At 37.5% G+C, this 16,244-nt stretch carries 13 protein-coding genes; 1 reads left to right on the forward strand and 12 read right to left on the reverse strand.

Going from position 1 to position 16,244, the window contains the following annotated elements:
• Positions 1-19 precede the first annotated feature (19 nt).
• The 11 genes from G521_RS0107720 to G521_RS0107775 all read right to left on the reverse strand — a co-directional run bounded on the left by G521_RS0107720 (position 20) and on the right by G521_RS0107775 (position 12,937).
• Positions 20-1,021: an alpha/beta fold hydrolase gene (locus G521_RS0107720; RefSeq protein WP_026898030.1), complete on the reverse strand. Its 1,002-nt coding sequence runs from the start codon at positions 1,019-1,021 to the stop codon at positions 20-22.
• Positions 1,022-1,047: 26 nt separating this feature from the next.
• Positions 1,048-1,905 carry a dienelactone hydrolase family protein gene (locus tag G521_RS0107725; RefSeq protein WP_026898031.1) on the reverse strand — a complete coding sequence of 286 codons (858 nt, stop codon included), beginning with the start codon at positions 1,903-1,905 and terminating at the stop codon, positions 1,048-1,050.
• Between the two features lie 246 nt (positions 1,906-2,151).
• Entirely contained in the window at positions 2,152-3,336 is a 1,185-nt protein-coding gene (locus tag G521_RS0107735) for an ABC transporter permease (protein WP_026898032.1), read from the reverse strand.
• Positions 3,337-3,339: 3 nt separating this feature from the next.
• Complete coding sequence (locus G521_RS0107740; RefSeq protein WP_026898033.1) at positions 3,340-4,302, reverse strand: HlyD family secretion protein; 963 nt, start codon at positions 4,300-4,302, stop codon at positions 3,340-3,342.
• Positions 4,303-4,318: 16 nt separating this feature from the next.
• Complete coding sequence (locus tag G521_RS0107745; RefSeq protein WP_026898034.1) at positions 4,319-5,692, reverse strand: TolC family protein; 1,374 nt, start codon at positions 5,690-5,692, stop codon at positions 4,319-4,321.
• 56 nt (positions 5,693-5,748) lie between these two features.
• Positions 5,749-6,339, reverse strand: a complete 591-nt coding sequence (locus G521_RS0107750) for a Crp/Fnr family transcriptional regulator (protein ID WP_026898035.1) — start codon at positions 6,337-6,339, stop codon at positions 5,749-5,751.
• A gap of 486 nt (positions 6,340-6,825) precedes the next feature.
• Positions 6,826-7,056 carry a hypothetical protein gene (locus G521_RS0107755; protein WP_026898036.1) on the reverse strand — a complete coding sequence of 77 codons (231 nt, stop codon included), beginning with the start codon at positions 7,054-7,056 and terminating at the stop codon, positions 6,826-6,828.
• 167 nt (positions 7,057-7,223) lie between these two features.
• Positions 7,224-9,356: a ribonuclease R gene (rnr, locus tag G521_RS0107760; RefSeq protein WP_026898037.1), complete on the reverse strand. Its 2,133-nt coding sequence runs from the start codon at positions 9,354-9,356 to the stop codon at positions 7,224-7,226.
• Positions 9,357-9,797: 441 nt separating this feature from the next.
• Positions 9,798-11,531 carry an ABC transporter ATP-binding protein gene (locus G521_RS18460; protein WP_036678728.1) on the reverse strand — a complete coding sequence of 578 codons (1,734 nt, stop codon included), beginning with the start codon at positions 11,529-11,531 and terminating at the stop codon, positions 9,798-9,800.
• The gene (locus G521_RS0107770) at positions 11,531-12,241 is read right to left on the reverse strand and encodes a 3'-5' exonuclease (RefSeq protein WP_026898038.1); all 711 of its coding nucleotides are present in this window, start codon (positions 12,239-12,241) and stop codon (positions 11,531-11,533) included. Before G521_RS0107770 ends, G521_RS18460 begins: the two co-directional genes overlap by 1 nt.
• Before the next feature lie 75 nt (positions 12,242-12,316).
• Positions 12,317-12,937 (reverse strand): L-threonylcarbamoyladenylate synthase, encoded by a 621-nt coding sequence (locus G521_RS0107775; RefSeq protein WP_026898039.1) that lies wholly within the window; start codon positions 12,935-12,937, stop codon positions 12,317-12,319.
• 75 nt (positions 12,938-13,012) lie between these two features.
• Here G521_RS0107775 and G521_RS0107780 point away from each other — a divergent pair, with 75 nt between their 5' ends.
• Positions 13,013-13,498, forward strand: a complete 486-nt coding sequence (locus tag G521_RS0107780; protein WP_026898040.1) for a VOC family protein — start codon at positions 13,013-13,015, stop codon at positions 13,496-13,498.
• Between the two features lie 3 nt (positions 13,499-13,501).
• On the opposite strand, the gene G521_RS0107785 is transcribed toward G521_RS0107780, so the two are convergent.
• Positions 13,502-15,910: an AsmA family protein gene (locus tag G521_RS0107785; protein ID WP_026898041.1), complete on the reverse strand. Its 2,409-nt coding sequence runs from the start codon at positions 15,908-15,910 to the stop codon at positions 13,502-13,504.
• Positions 15,911-16,244 lie beyond the last annotated feature (334 nt).

Genomic DNA, 16,244 nt, shown 5'->3' on the forward strand with positions numbered 1-16,244 from the left:
TTTAAGTCCTTTGATAAGTCTAATTTTTCTTCAGGAATTTTAAGAGAGGCTGAATAAATTGCAGGTATGATTCAATGTGCGGCAAATGACCAACATTCTCAATTTCTACCAGCTCAGAATTTTTAATTCTTGATGCTGTTAGTTTACCTAAAGCTGGATAATTTCCCAGACTGTTTTGAATCTCCTTAGGAGCTTTATTTTTACCCAGGGCGGTGCGGTCACGCTGACCAATTATCAGAAGAGTTGGGTTTTTGATATTTTGAAACTCATAGCACACGGGCTGGGTAAAAATCATATCATATGTTAAAGCCGAATTCCATGCAATTCTAGGATAATCAATATCATTGGTCCAGGCGGCTTGCATGTTTAGCCATTGTTCATAATCTGGTTTCCATTTATTATCATAATAAAAAGTAAGCTGGTAATTTTTACTTTTTTCGTACGTCTGGCCAAGCTCATTCTGATACCAATCGTCTACCGTCTGGTATGGAACATGTAATCTCCAGTCTTCAAGTCCGATGGGATTTTCGAGTATTAATTTATCAACCAGTTGGGGATACATTAGCGTGAACCGGGTAGCCAACATACCGCCCATCGAATGACCTAGCAAACTAATATTATTTATCTTAAGAGTATCCAGAATAGTTCGTGTGTTTTGAGCAAGCAATTGAAATGTATACTGAATACGATTGGGTTTGGATGATTTCCCAAAACCTATCTGATCCGGCATGATCACCCGATAGCCATTTTCTGCAAGATCAGTTGCTGTTTGCTTCCAGTAGGCAGCATTGAAATTTTTTCCGTGAAGCAGAACCACAGTTTTTCCTTTTGGATTTTCAGGTTTCAAATCCATGTAGGCCATCTTTAGGTCTTCACCCTGTATACGGAGATTTATGTAATGTACCTGAAATGGATACTCAACTGTTTCCAGATTAAGGCCTGCTGGTTTATTTTTGCCCGGCTGTGCTATCAGTTTCCCCTGGATACAAAATATGGCAAGAGCCAGAAAAAACGATTTCATCAACATACTTTCGGTTAATTTGATTCTTATTTCCCTGTTAATTTATCCTTAAACAATCCCATAGTTCTTTCCCAGGCTAATTTAGCTGCAGTTTCATTGTACCGAGTCGGGGAACTGTCATTATTAAACGCGTGGTTTACCCCATCGTAAATAAATAATTTATAATCAATGTGATTGTTTTTTAAAGCCTCTTCGTATGCCGGAATTCCGGCATTGATGCGTTCATCAAGGCCGGCATAATGAAGCATAATACTCGCTTTAATTTTTGGAACATCTTCTGTTTTTGCCTGTGAACCATAATAAGCAACGGCCGCCCGAAGTTTTGGATCATGAACCGCAAGTTTGTTGGCCATGCCGCCCCCCCAACAAAAACCAACACAGCCTGCTTTGCCGTTTCCGTCGGCATGCTTTCGCAGATAGTCAAGACCTTTAAGATAATTTTGAAGATTTTTCTCCGGGTCTAATTTGCCTATAAGCTCTCTGGCTTTGTCCTCATCCTCCGGAGTTCCTCCAAAAGGAGAAAGTGCATCAACCCCCATGGCTAAATATCCTTCGGAAGCAACTCTTTTTGTTACCTCTATTGTATGCGGGTTTAATCCGCGGTTTTCGTGGATTACCAATACACATCCTAAATGCTTTTTGCCTTTGGGCTTTACCAGAAAAGCTTTCATTTCACCATCAGCTCCGGGATAGGTAATGTTCTCCAGAATCAGGTTATCATCATTAATCTCTGTTGCTGATGCATAATTGTTTTCCAGTAATGGCAAAACACTTAAAGCTAAAGCTGTGCTCCCGGTAAGGATTGCCAGTTTTTTCATGAAATCTTTTCGCGAGATGCCGCTGTGCGTGTATTCATCGTAAAGAGTGATTATTTTCTGATCCATATAAAAAGAATTTTAGAGTAAATAAATCTAATTAAAATATCCAGTAAATGCGTATGTGCGGGGTTTTCAGGTATGTGCATTTATCAGAAAATTTTTAATTCTTATTTTAATCTAATGCTGAGTAAGATAGAAAGGGATATCCACGGAACCAGTCAGCAGCTGAATTAAAATGTCAGATGATCTTAAAATATTTGTTATACTTTATTTTTTAAGGAATCTGGATCTGAAAAAAAGAAAAATATTAATTTATTGAACCACCTGATCTTTTGATACCTGATTGATTTTTTTTGCCCGGTATATTTTTATCTGAAGAAATGAAATCATCAGCGCAAGGGAGACGAGGATAATTAGCAACAACATATTAATTTCATGCAGAATGGAGGAGAAGTTACCTCCGTAAAATGCCACCTTTCTAAATCCGCTTAAAAAGTGCGTTAAAGGAATTACTTGTGCAATACCATTAATTACAGAAGGAATTGCAATAGAGGGCCAGGTAAACCCGCTAAGGACAAAGGCCGGAGTTGATATTACCATTAAGAGTTCTGTAGCTTTAAGCTGGCTTGGAATGAAAATAGAGAACAGCATCCCGATACACATGGAAGCCAGGGTTAATAACAGGGTTAATATGAAAACGCGGAAATTGTAAATATCAATTTCAATATTAAACCATGGAAAAAACAAACTGACAACTATCCATAAACAAGGGATCATTAAGAGAAACGGAACCGATTTCAGCGCTATCTGATAGACTGCCCAATTACCTGTTTTAATCAGTTTTATAAAATAACCATCCTCAAAATCTCTGGCAAAAACAAGTGCCATGGCTAAAAATATAACCTGCTGCATAATAGCTGCCAACAAACCAGGAAGCATAAAAGTCAGGTAGTTACCGGTAGAATTATAAAGCCTGTTGTAATTAATTTTGAAGCTTTCATAGGCAGACATTGCCTGGTCCGGATTTAAGCCTTGTTTTTTTAGGCCTTCAATTTCAATCCCTGCATTTAATGTCATTAAAACCGATTGGATGTGCTTGCTTGCGGTATTTGCATTTAAAATATTTGCCATATTTAAATCAACACGTACTTCCGGATGCTTTTTTTGCAAAATGGCTTCCTCAAAATTAGTAGGTAAGGTTATTACTGCGGCATATTGTTTCACCGGCATTTCTTCTAAAATATTGCCTGGTTCGGCACGTACATCACTAACTGTTAAACCTTCATTATCATTAAAAGCATCAATAATTTTATCAGTAAGCGGACTGTGATTCTGATCGATGATCACAATTGGTAAATCCACCACTTTTGCCTGCTGATAAACGTATCCGAATAAAATACCATACAGAATGGGTGCGCCAAAGAATATGGCAAGCAATACATTGTTTGAAAATATACGCGAAAATTCTACCCGTACTAACTGAAAAAATTCTTTCATGGTTTATTTTTTAATTAATACCGTGGAGTTCGCATAGAATGTTTGCGCATCCGGGATTGAAACTGGAACTATTTTTAATTCATATATAGATTCAGAGAGATCATATAATGGCGAGGTGCTTGTCACATCGGCATATTGAGCCAGTTGATTGATAGACAAAATCTTCGACTGAATCTCTTTTTTGGTGTATGGATTCACAATTATAATGGACGACCCGACTTTAAAATCGTAAATTTTAGATTCCGGCACTGTGAAACGAAAGTAAACCTCATTCTTTTCATACCCATTAAACAGCGTGTATCCGGGCGTTAGTAATTCCCCTTCTTTCAGGCTGATTGTTTCAACAGACATATCGGCGGGAGCGATTAAATACTTTTCGTCAGAAGCCGATTTAACCTCTTCTTTTGCCCCAATTGCCCTGTCCAACTGCCCCTTAGCCTGGGCTATCTGCTCTGTTCTGGCGCCTTTTATAACTTCATCTCGTTTAGCTTCCAGGGCAAATACCTGTGATTTGGCCATTTCGAGTTTCATTTTTACTTCGTCCAACTGCTGGCGACTCACCAGCGAATCTTTAAACATAGCATTCAGTCGGTCATAAGATTCTCTGGCAAATTTTAACTGCGCTTTTCCTGCGTCCAAATTCCCGTTTATCTGCCTTAACTGTTCTGATGTGGCTCCGTTATTTGCCAGGTCTAACTGACCTTTTGCAGATGTTATTGCGCCTTCGGCCTGCATCATTTTTGCATTTACTTCAGGAATATCGATATAGGCAAGTGTATCGCCTTTTTTCACATCCTGACCTTCCTGAACATAAATTTTTGAAATTCTGCCAGCAATTTTGCTGCTTACAGCAATGGTTTCAAACTTGACCTTACCTCTATACGATGTAATTTCTTTGTCTTTACTGCAGGAATCCAGAATTAAGACAGACATGCAGCCCAGAGCGATATATTTAAATGATTTCATTTTTTTGTATTTGAGATTAGTATGTTAGGGTTCCTTTTGCGTAAAGAAGTTCAGTTACTGCTTTCCGCTCATCTGAATAAGATTCCTGCAATTTAAAATTGGCTTTTTCAAGATCGTTCAATGCATCGAGTACATCCTTTATCGAGGCAAGGTCATTCTTATATTGCTTATTAACCATCTCGTAAGTATCAGTAGCAAGTTCTATTTCCTTCAGCACTATTTTAGTATTTTGTAAAGATGATTCGTAGTTCAACTGAGCTTTTACAATGCTCAAAGCAATCATCTCTTCCGCTTCAGCTAATTGTTCGCCGTATTTCCGGCTTTCAAGAACCGACTTTTTGCTTTTTAACCGCGATTGATTGCCATCGAATAAATTCCATTTTATGCCAACTCCAACATACCAGCGGGGATCCAGAAGAGATAGATCATCTTCTATAAATTCATAATGCCCTTTCAAAGCAATCTTTGGAATGAAATTACTCCTCTCCATTATCGCTTTAGCAAGACTGGCTTTTTCTGCTTCCTCCAATGCCCGAATTTCATTTCTTTTGGCATTTGCAGAAGCAGGGTCAAACTGATAAGGCTTCAATTGCGGATTGATCAGCCTTAGTTTTTCTTTACTTTCGCCGGTTAACTGTTGCAATACCTCGATCAGTAAAGTTTTATTGTTCTCAGTCTGCAGTTGTTTGGAAGCAAGCTGCTGCTGTGCAAGTTCAATTTTTTTGCGTCCGATAGGTGTGGTTAAGCCGTTTTCAATGGCCTTTCTCACGTATATTTCCTGCTCTTTCAAATACTTTTCTGAAGTCTCTAAAACAGTTTTTGACGCATTAACCAGAGCCAGTTTATCGTAAGTATCTATAATTTTTAAGGCAATTTTATCTTTCTCTGCCAGGCCGGCATAATTAACCGAAGCTTCTTTGTACTTGCTGGCTTTAAGTGCGTTACTGGCTTCAAACCCGCTAAATAATACCCAATCCACATCAACCGATGATTTCAGAATGTTCTTATCCTGTAAATAAGGTGTTTCTTTAATGGGGATATTCTGTGGAAATGGCGCATTGAATGGCAAGCCAACAGCTTCTTTAATAAGCAATTTCTGGGTTGATTCCAATAAATTTCGAGTATCACTATCAAAGCTGATATTATCATCCAATCGGGTATACAATCCGTTTAAAGTAACTTTTGGAAGAAATACCGACCGGGCTAAATCCTGATCGGCTACAGCCTGCTGTGCGTCATACTTGTAATTATTAAGGGTATGGCTTTTAGTTAATCCCTTACTGATAAGTTCCCGTATAACCGGATCCAATTGTTGAGCAAATGAAACGGATGGTAAAATCCAAATGAAACAGCATATGAGTAAGCAGGTTTTTAAATTTTGTATTTTCATATTAAACCTTATTATGTATTACAAAACTACGGGTATCATCAGACCTGCTATTTGATCTATATCAAAAAATCAGGCTTTTTTTGATGATCACTCCTTCTGATGCGGCTTAAAGTTTCCTGTGTCATTCCCAGATAAGATGCAATGCTTCCCAGGGGTACACGGTAAGAAATATTCGGGAATTCGCTGAGCATATAATCATACCGCTCTTTTGCTGTTTGAAATTGTACCGCACTCAATTTGGAAATTGCTTTGGTAAGCATTTCTGTTGATAAAAGCCTTCCGAACTTTTCCATGTTGTGAAACTTGGTAAATAACATATCCAGTTTGGATCTTGAAATACTGTAAAGAATGGAGTCATCTAACATTTCCAGGTAATAAAGGCTGGGACTTTGCTGGAAAAAGCTTTCCAAGCTCGTCATGAATTTCCCTTCAGCAAAAAACCATTGGGTAATTTCTTTACCATCTTTATTCAGATAAAAACTCCTTCCAATTCCATGCTCTATGAAATACAGTTTTTGGCATATCTGTCCTTCGCGAACAATCATTTCATTCTTAGATATGGACTGCTTTTCAAAACAAGAAGTTATCTCAGATAATTCATCCTCAGTGAAAGGGATAACTGTTTGTAGAAAAATGGAAAGTTTCATGGATATGGATATTTACAACTTATTGCCCGCAGATATTCAATTTCTGATTTAACCTAAAATGATTTATTGATCAGGGCAGATCCTGACAATTTCCATTTTAAATATTAATTCAGCAACAATATTTCTTTATAAGTGGTTTTTAAACTGCGCATTAAATCGAATGTGGAATTTAAGATTTTCATTACACAGAAAAAATCATCTCTTCAGCGGCAATCCAGTTTCACGGCATATTTGCTGTAGGAATCAAAAACATCTATGCGTAATGCTGTATTGCCATTCAGGCTTATCCAGCTGAATTTGATATTTGCGAGATCTTTTTTAGGAATTTCACTTTCTGCATGAAAAATAGATCTTTCACAGAAAATACTTGCCTGCGCTGTACGTCTGAGCTAACAGAATAAAATCACAATAATCTGTTTTCTTTTAATTGAGGAATTTCTTTTGCTATCAGGCAGTTCTTACCTGATTGACAATTTCAAAAACGTGCTATTCATCGGTACCACAACAACCCCCAAATACATTAAGAAGATTAAATAATTCTTTCATCTTTTTATTCACTGTACCTAATTCCTGTGGATTTCCCCTGTCTAATTCTGTAGCTTCATCAAGCTCAGCATGATTTTTACAGGATGCATTTGCTCTGATTTCTTTTATACGTTTAGTCCACGGTTCATTTAAATGCATATACCTGAATGCTCCAATTGCTTGACATATCATAATTTACAGCCATAGAAGGACCTCCTACTAATAGATTCAAGGCATTAGTATTTACAGAAAATTTGCGTTCCTGGGCAAAACTGTAATTTATGGCAAATAGAATTAGTAGTATATAAAGAGTTTTTTGTTTTATGAGAATGATTTTTAAAACTCTTTATCCATCATATTTAATTCGTCACCAAAGAAAAATCAATCTGCCTTTTACTCAAATCCACTTTTTTCACCATGATGGTTACCTCGTCACCGAGCTGGTATTTTTTCTTTTTTCGCTGGCCAATAATGCAGTAGTTCTTTTCGTCGAGCACATAAAAATCATCATTAATATCGCGTAAGCGAACCATGCCTTCGCATTTATTTTCAATGATTTCTACATACATTCCCCATTCGGTTAAACCGGAAATGATGCCCGTGAATTTTTCGCCAATATTATCTTCAAGGTATTCTGCCTGTTTGTATTTTACAGAGGCACGCTCGGCATCGGCTGCTTTTTTCTCCATTTGCGAGGAGTGGACAGACATTTTTTCGTACGATTCTTCACTCGCAGATTTACCTTCGGCAAGGTAATGTTCCAGTAAACGGTGTACCATCACATCCGGATAACGGCGGATAGGTGACGTAAAATGCGTGTAAAAATCAAAGCCTAAACCGTAATGACTGGACTTTTTAGTGGTGTAAACCGCCTTGGCCATTGAACGGATTGCCAGATGCGTTAACACATTTTGTTCCTTTTTCCCTTCTACATCATCCATTAAATGATTTAAGGATCGGGCAATTTCCCGTGAGGAAGTAGTATTTATTTTATAACCGAACTTTAAGGCAAATGTGGCAAAAGTTTGAAGCGTTTGTTCATTCGGCGCATCGTGCGCACGGTAAACAAATGTCAGTTTATGTTTGCCTTTTCCTTTTTTAGAAATAAATTCAGCCACCTTACGGTTGGCCAGAAGCATATAATCTTCAATCAGTTTATGTGCGTCTTTACGCTCTTTCACATATACTCCGACTGGTTTGCCGTTTTCATCCAGATTGAATTTAATTTCCTTGGTTTCAAAACTGATGGCTCCCTGTTTAAATTTACGGTCGCGTAAAATATAGGCCAGTTCGTTCAGCTTTAATAATTCTTCGCTGTATTCACCGGCTTTATTTTCAAGAATTTCCTGAGCATCTTCGTAACTGAAACGTTTATCCGAGTTAATAATAGTTTTGCCAAACCATTGCGCAGCCACGTTTGCCTCGGCATCTAATTCAAAAATAGCGGCAAAACATAATTTATCTTCCTGCGGACGTAAAGAACAAAGGCCATTGGATAATCGCTCGGGCAACATTGGTATCACCCTGTCAACCAAATAAACGGAAGTGCCTCTTTCAAAAGCTTCTTTGTCCAGGGCGGAATCGGGTTTAATATAATGGGAAACATCTGCAATGTGGATTCCAACTTCAAAATTGCCGTTAGGAAGTTTCTGAAATGAAATTGCATCATCAAAATCCTTAGCATCCGCCGGATCAATAGTAAAAGTTAGAATTTCTCTGTAGTCACGGCGTTTGGAAATTTCTTCTGCCGTAAATACTTCAGGAATCTGATCTGCTTCTTTTTCTACAGCTTCCGGAAATGAAAGAGGGAAACCATAATCCGCCAGGATGGCGTTCATTTCGGTATTATTTTCTCCCTGTTTTCCTAATACATGAGTAATTATACCGATTGGATTCTTAGCATCTTCGGGCCAGTCGACTATTTTAGCAATGGCTTTTTCAGCATTTTTTGCACCGTTGGTGTCGGATAACGGAATGAAAATATCATGCAGCATTTTGCGGTCATCCGGAATGAAAAAGGCGAATTTATCAGAAAGCTTCACGATTCCGGTAAACTCCATTTTAGCACGCTGAATGATCTCTATAACTTCTCCTTCTTTTTTGCGGCCCTTGCTTTTTGCGTAGACATATACTTTTACAACATCATTATGCAATGCGTTTCTCAATTTCCTCGGACCGATAAATATATCATCCTCAAATTCATCCTCGCTTACAATAAATGCAGATCCGTCGGCGGTCATATCAACTTTGCCCGTCACGTAAGTTTTAAGTTCTTTTAATATAAATTTTCCTTTTTCCGGCTCAGATAAAACTCCTCTGCGGGTTTCGGCTTTTAATATTGGAAGGATCAGGTCGCGTGTTTCGGGATCCTGTAGGTTTAATTTAGCAGCAACCTGCTTGTAATTCAAAGGTTTATTTCCCGATTTTTCAAAAACATCAGAGATGAGTTTGGTTAAAACCTGGTCAAAGTTTGTACTTTTATTTTTTGACATTGTATTCTTATTTGTTTCTAATATAAGGCTTAACTTATTATAAACCTCAATTTTGTTAATCAGGATGTCATTCTGAGACTTAATATCTACACATCTGAGCCTTGTAAATTACTACAGCAGTCTGAAATTCCAATTGTGTTTTTCCCAACATCAACCATAATATAAGCAATAATTAAGCTTTAATTACGAACGTTTTTCTAAGAGAATTGCTTTAGGTATTTCTAATTCCGCAATTAATTTATTTGTACACTCTTTCGGTAAACAAAATCAATTTTCGGAACTGAATCGTGTAAAAACGGATGATTAGAATAGGAGAGGAGATTTGTGGCTTTCTGGAAATGATTGAGATGTCAATTTTGGGAATTTGCAAACCAAAGATTTCTAATGAATTAAACTTAAACATTCTTCTTAACATAAATCAGTTAAAAAGAATGTGTTGGTTTATGCCGATAGTAAAGCCCCTTTAGGGATAGCCTGAATTAATTTTCTGGTATATTCTGATTGCGGATTATTATATACTTCTTCAGCATCTCCAATTTCTTCAATTTTTCCATTATTCATTACCATCATTCGGTCTGAAATATGTTTCACTACAGAAAGATCGTGGGAAATGAATATATAGGTCAGGTTAAATTCTTCCTGAAGCTCGCGTAATAGATTTAAAACCTGAGCCTGCACAGATACATCAAGTGCAGAAACAGACTCATCGCAAATGATAAATTTTGGCTTCAGCGCTAGTGCTCTTGCAATCGAAATCCGCTGCCGCTGCCCACCGGAAAATTCATGCGGATATCGGTTAAAATGCTCGGGTTTTAAATTCACTCGTTTTAGTAATTCCATCACCCGGTCTTTGCGATCCCGGTTATTCGCAAAAACACCATGAACTTCCATAGGTTCCATGATGGTTTGTCCCACAGTCAGCCGCGGATTAAGCGAAGAATATGGGTCCTGAAAAATGATCTGAATATCACGCCTTAAGTTGCGAATATCTTTGGTTCCAAGTTTTCTCAGATCGGAATTATTGTACCATATTTCCCCTGAAGTTGGTTCAATTAATCGTAAAAGGCTTCTTCCCAAAGTGCTTTTTCCGCAACCAGATTCCCCGACAAGCCCCAGGGTTTCTCCCGGAAAAACGTCAAAACTAACGCCGTCAACAGCTTTTACATATTCCTTAGATGCAGAGAATAAACCTTCTTTTACCGGATACCATGTTTTTAATTGCTTTACCTGTAAAAGCGGCGCCTGACTGTAAATTTTAATTTTTCTGTCCCTTGCTTTTTGCTCATCAATTGTTAATTTTTTGATGAGGTGTGAAATTGTTTCATCAGCAGCAAGCATTTTACCATCATCGCTGATCTTTAAGAAATCATTGACAACAGGGAGTTTGTACAAACGCCTTTCCGGCGATGGACGACAGGCCAGCAAACCGCGGGTATAGGGATGCTTTGGGTTGGAAAATAGCTGCTGAACAGTAGCTGATTCTACAATTTCTCCCTTATACATCACAATCACTTTATCGGCAATTTCACCGATTACGCCCAGATCATGCGAAATAAAGATCAAACTCATATTCCGCTCATTTTTTAAACGCATCAGGAGTTGAAGTATGGTTTTTTGCACCGTAACATCTAAAGCGGTTGTTGGCTCATCAGCAATCAGAACTTCGGGATTGCAGGAAAGGGCCATTGCAATCATCACACGTTGTTTCTGTCCGCCCGACAGTTGGTGAGGGTAACTGTCAAATATATTTTCCGGCCGTGGCAGCTGAACTTCATTAAAAAGATCAATTGTTTTTTGCTTCGCTGTTTCTTTGCTGATTTTTTGATGCTGCATAATCGCTTCAGAAACCTGGAAACCGCATGTAAAAACCGGATTTAAAGAAGTCATAGGTTCCTGAAAAATCATTGAAATCCGGTTTCCCCGATAATCCAGCATTTGCTTTTCTGTTAGCTTCAGCAAATCAGTATCTCCAAAAAGAATTTCTCCGGATAGTTTAGTACTTCTTTGATCATGCAAACGCATGATGGAAAGCGAAGTAACCGATTTTCCGGATCCTGACTCGCCAACTATTCCCATAATTTCGCCCTGCTGTAATTCGAATGAAATTCCTTTTACGGCATCAAACAGTCCTTCTTCGGTATTAAATTTTACTTGTAGGTTGGAAATTTTAATCATCACCCGACTATAGTAATTAAATTATCCGGAATGAGGGGCATACATTTGAATTTTAACAGAAGTCGTGCTGTGGTAATTACGTCTTTTTGACAATATGTTACAATTCTTTCCAGGTTGTTTTCCTGCCAGTAAACCTGATGCACGTCTTTTCCGCTGATATCATCTTTGGGTGTAGGGATATCAAAAACCGCGGCCAGCAGATTTAATGATGTATAATTTTTATAATCACCGAATTTCCATAATTCAAGAGTATCGATATGCCCTGTCTCCCAGGGCTTCTTGCCGGCTAAATTTAATTGAGCGGGCATTTGCAGGCAATTGATCAGCATTCTGCGGCATAAATATGGAAAATCGAATTCCTTTCCATTATGAGCGCAAAGCAAGAGATTGGCCGGCTGTTTATTTAAAAGACTTATGAAATCTTTTAAAAGTTCAACTTCATTATGTCCGGCAAATGATTTTACCCTTAATCCTGGTTGCTCACCGGCTGTAAAAAGCCCGACAGAAATACATACTATCTTACCGAATTCAGCCCAGATTCCTGCTCTTGAATAATAATCAGAAGGACTTTCGCCATCTCGGCGCTGATATTGAGTTTTTTGAGCCCAAAGTTCTGTAAAGTGGGAGGGAACTTCGTCAAAAGAAGCATATTGAGGAACAGTTTCGATATCTAAAACTAATACGTGATGGAGATCTATGTTTTCGAGCATAGAGTAAATTTAATAAAGTATCGCTTAATTAAAATTTGCCGTAGGTATTATTTAAAAATCTTTTGAATTGCCTGCTTATATGTATTGCTCCAGATTTCCTTTTCCTTCCCGGATAATATCAAACTCACCGGTGGTACAATCTATAACTGTAGAGGCTTCATTACTTCCGTATCCGCCATCAATAATCAGGTCTACCAGATCTTCATATTTTTCATGAATTAATTCGGGATCAGTGGAGTATTCCAGAATGTCGTCATCATCATGTATGGAGGTGGATAAAATTGGATTCCCCAGTTGTTTTACAATTTCGCGGGCAATTGTATTATCCGGAACCCTGATTCCCACTGTTTTTTTGTTTGAGCTTAAGAGCTTCGGAACTTTTTTACTAGCATTGAAAATAAACGTGAAAGCACCGGGTAACGCTTTTTTAAGCACACGATAAGTTTCGTTGTCTATTGGCTTAATGTAATCTGAGATATGGCTCAGGTCATAACATACAAATGAAAAATTAGCTTTATCGGGCTTGATGCCTTTAATCTGACAGATTTTCTCAATAGCTTTTTGGTTAGTAATATCACAGCCCAGTCCATAAACTGTATCTGTTGGATATATAATTAAACCGCCTTTTTTTAAAACATCCACAACCTGCTGGATGCTTTTTTCATTTGGATTTTCGGGGTAGATTTTAATCAGCATAAATGTAAATTTACAAAAAATAAGATGTTAGCTGCTGTTTATGGTACTCTTCTTAGTTTTAACTTTTTATAGAACATGAGCAATTACCAAATTCCTGCTGATACCCGGATCGGGCACATTCATTTAAAAGTTGCCGACCTGGACAGATCTCTTTCGTTTTACCAGGGTTTACTGGGTTTCGAAATTACGCAGCGATATGGTGCAGATGCTGTATTCATTTCGGCCGGAGGTTATCATCATCATATTGGATTAAACACGTGGTATTCTAAAGATTCTGGTCCGGCTCCTCAGCGTGCTCCCGGTTTATTTCATACAGCTATCGTTTATCCGGAAAGAAAAGATCTGGCTCAAATCTTAAAGCGACTTAATGATAATGGATATCCGCTTACAGGAGCTGCAGACCATGGCGTTTCTGAGGCTTTATATCTGAATGATCCGGATGGTAATGGCGTGGAACTTTACTGGGACAAGCCCCGCGAATACTGGCCATTGGATGAATCCGGAAATCTTCACATGACCTCTGATCATCTGGATTTACAGGCATTGCTAAAAGATGCCTGATTTTTAGTCATCACCCCGTCCAAGTTTAAATTTCACTTTCCCATCTTCACCATCCTGAGCCCGCAAATTAATAACAATTCCTTTTTTTGCATTTCTTTCTCGTTCTTCGGGATCGGTAATATATTTATCTTTTTCAGGATTTCTTAAGGGAATCTGCAGCGCAATATTTGTTCCTGAACGGAAGCCATAAACTCCTTCAAGAAAAATATTCAAAACACTTGATTCTATCCGCATTGGCGGAATAATTACTTTATTTCCCTGGATATTTAAACTATTATGAAGATTGCGAAAGGTAATGTTCGAAAAATCACGGTTCTTAAAAGCAAAGGCTCCTATTTTTATCATAGGCTCGAAATTCATGATGGCGCCGTTTTTTAAACTAAAATCAATAGTGCCATAAATAGAACGTGGAACAATATCGCCGTTATCTCTTAACGAACCTGATACATTGGTGTTGGCGGTTAAAGTTCCCCGTAAATTTTCACTTCCAATACCCGTTTGTCCGAAATCATTGAAAGAGTAAAAAAGTTCTTTGATGTTGGCGTTGATAACCTGGGTGTTAAGGGTGAGCTTATTTATTTTTCCGGTTTGATTTATATTTCCGTTCATTCTTAAGCTTCCACCTGCATGTTTAAGACTAACATTATTTATTTTTATTCCGGATTGTTGTAAGGTAAGTTCTGAATTAACGCTGCGGGCAATAAATTTTTTGTACTGCATTTTCTCTACTGCAAGTTTCATGTGAACACTTGCCTGGTCAAGCATTTTATCCAACTGCCCTGAAACTTTATTTAAGCTGCCCGATGATGATTTTTTAACCTGCCGTTTCCCTAAAAATCCTAAGAATTCTTTCAGATTAATTTCGGGACTGCTGATCTGCCAGTCTAAAAGAATTTTTTCGGGGGCACTGTAATATAAGTTCAAAAAATTGCGGATGGAGCCGTTCATATTTAACTGGCTACCTCCACTGGTGACACGAATATTTCTGAGAAAAAGATCCTGACCCTTGAAATTTAAATTTGCGTTTGCATTTTTAAACAGGAGGTTTCTAGGCTGATAAACTGCATCGGCATTTTTTAAGCGAATGGTTCCGTTTATGAACCGCTCATTGGCATCATCACGCATAAATGGGGCCTGATATAATAAATCAAGCTGAGCTGTTCCGCTTTTAAATAATACAGTTTGATCTCCAAAAATAGGGTTGAGTTTAGTGAGAGGGAAGTTGGCTACAAATTTTCCGGCCAGAATAGGGTCAGTTAGGTTAGTAATTGTAATAGAATCTGCCTTAAATGGAATTCCCTGCCATGTTCCCTTCATAAAATAAAAGCTGATGGCCGAGTTTACATCTACATGACCTTTGTTTTTATCTACTTCATTAGTAAATGAACCATTGAAAGAGGTGTTTGTAAATACCTCATTTCTCACGGTCATGATATTGTTTTCTGTTTTCCAAAAAACTTTGATTTGAGGATCCCCTCCGCCTTTTAATAATCCCCTGATATTTGCTTCGGTAGAAAGTGGTTTTTCTAATTTATATGGTCGAAGGTTGGTGGATATATTTTTACTTACCAAAGCCATGGTCTCTTTAAGGGTGATGGATTTGGTTTTAATGTCCAGAGCGAATATCGGCGACTTATCATCGAATGAAAATTTGCCTCCAATTTCAAAGGTACTGGGACCTATATCTGCCGTTTGCATCGGGACAACCAGTAATTGTTTTTCGTCATTGAAAGTAAGATCAAGCTCTGATACAAATTTTTTATTTTTTAAAAAACTTCCTCTTTTAGTATTAAACGATAGGCTATTAACCAGAATATCAATATCAGCATTTGCTTTCCAGCCTTTGGAATTATAACTGATTTTACCCGTAAAATCGTTTATATAAAAATCAAAAAGCCTTTTTCGCTTTTCACTTTGCTGTATCAGGTTTACATTCTGAAATGAAATTTTGTTGATTTTCTTACGGCTGCCTTCACCTTTACTTCCCGGTTTTGATTTTTTAAAAATATCTGTATTGCGGTAACCATTGCTGTCTGTAAAAGCATAAATGCTTCCATTGCTGATGCGGATAGTACGAATTGTTGGATTGCCACTCAAAAGAGTAAATGCATCAATGGCAATAAAAACATCTTTGGCTTTTAGAAGATCATGCTTATGTTTTTCCCATAAGCTATCCCGTAATAAAACATTCTTTAGTGAAACTGAAATTGCCGGAAAGCCTTTAATCAGGGCCGGTTCCATATTTTCAATAGTAAGCTTGCCATTTAAATTTTCGTTTAACTGGGCTGTGATATTTTCTAAAAGTTGTTTTTTATTGTAGTAAACGTAAGATGCAATTCCAATCCAGATTATTAATACTATCGCCATAATGGCTCCGGCTACTTTTAAAGCTATTTTAATCCAGGGATGCATAGAAAGATTTAGGGTTTAGCAGCGTAACAGTTTACAGATTAGTATTTTGAAATTGATTACAGTTTTAAAATTCATTAGCACTCAATTCGACCCAACATAGAAAAAATCATACCATGATGGGTTTTATAATCATTTCAGTAGTAAATACATATATATGTTACTTTCCGTATGATTAGTAAATATACTTTTGTTAAGATAAAAAAGAATGCTAATAGATACTATTAACCATTATGGATCCTGCCGATTTCAGTAAAATCCCTGCTTAATTTTAAATTTAAAATTAGAGGAATAAGTTCTAATTTTCGTTTTATAATTGCATTATAAATTTCGCAGA

The sequence above is a fragment of the Daejeonella oryzae DSM 19973 genome (genome assembly GCF_000422945.1).
Lineage (GTDB): Bacteria > Bacteroidota > Bacteroidia > Sphingobacteriales > Sphingobacteriaceae > Daejeonella > Daejeonella oryzae.

Bases quoted from the DNA above. Each gene is read 5' to 3' on its own strand.
- G521_RS0107720 (WP_026898030.1), bottom strand. From the start codon at position 1,021: ATGAAATCGTTTTTTCTGGCTCTTGCCATATTTTGTATCCAGGGGAAA.
- G521_RS0107725 (WP_026898031.1), bottom strand. From the start codon at position 1,905: ATGGATCAGAAAATAATCACTCTTTACGATGAATACACGCACAGCGGC.
- G521_RS0107735 (WP_026898032.1), bottom strand. From the start codon at position 3,336: ATGAAAGAATTTTTTCAGTTAGTACGGGTAGAATTTTCGCGTATATTT.
- G521_RS0107740 (WP_026898033.1), bottom strand. From the start codon at position 4,302: ATGAAATCATTTAAATATATCGCTCTGGGCTGCATGTCTGTCTTAATT.
- G521_RS0107745 (WP_026898034.1), bottom strand. From the start codon at position 5,692: ATGAAAATACAAAATTTAAAAACCTGCTTACTCATATGCTGTTTCATT.
- G521_RS0107750 (WP_026898035.1), bottom strand. From the start codon at position 6,339: ATGAAACTTTCCATTTTTCTACAAACAGTTATCCCTTTCACTGAGGAT.
- G521_RS0107755 (WP_026898036.1), bottom strand. From the start codon at position 7,056: ATGATATGTCAAGCAATTGGAGCATTCAGGTATATGCATTTAAATGAA.
- rnr (WP_026898037.1), bottom strand. From the start codon at position 9,356: ATGTCAAAAAATAAAAGTACAAACTTTGACCAGGTTTTAACCAAACTC.
- G521_RS18460 (WP_036678728.1), bottom strand. From the start codon at position 11,531: ATGATTAAAATTTCCAACCTACAAGTAAAATTTAATACCGAAGAAGGA.
- G521_RS0107770 (WP_026898038.1), bottom strand. From the start codon at position 12,241: ATGCTCGAAAACATAGATCTCCATCACGTATTAGTTTTAGATATCGAA.
- G521_RS0107775 (WP_026898039.1), bottom strand. From the start codon at position 12,937: ATGCTGATTAAAATCTACCCCGAAAATCCAAATGAAAAAAGCATCCAG.
- G521_RS0107780 (WP_026898040.1), top strand. From the start codon at position 13,013: ATGAGCAATTACCAAATTCCTGCTGATACCCGGATCGGGCACATTCAT.
- G521_RS0107785 (WP_026898041.1), bottom strand. From the start codon at position 15,910: ATGCATCCCTGGATTAAAATAGCTTTAAAAGTAGCCGGAGCCATTATG.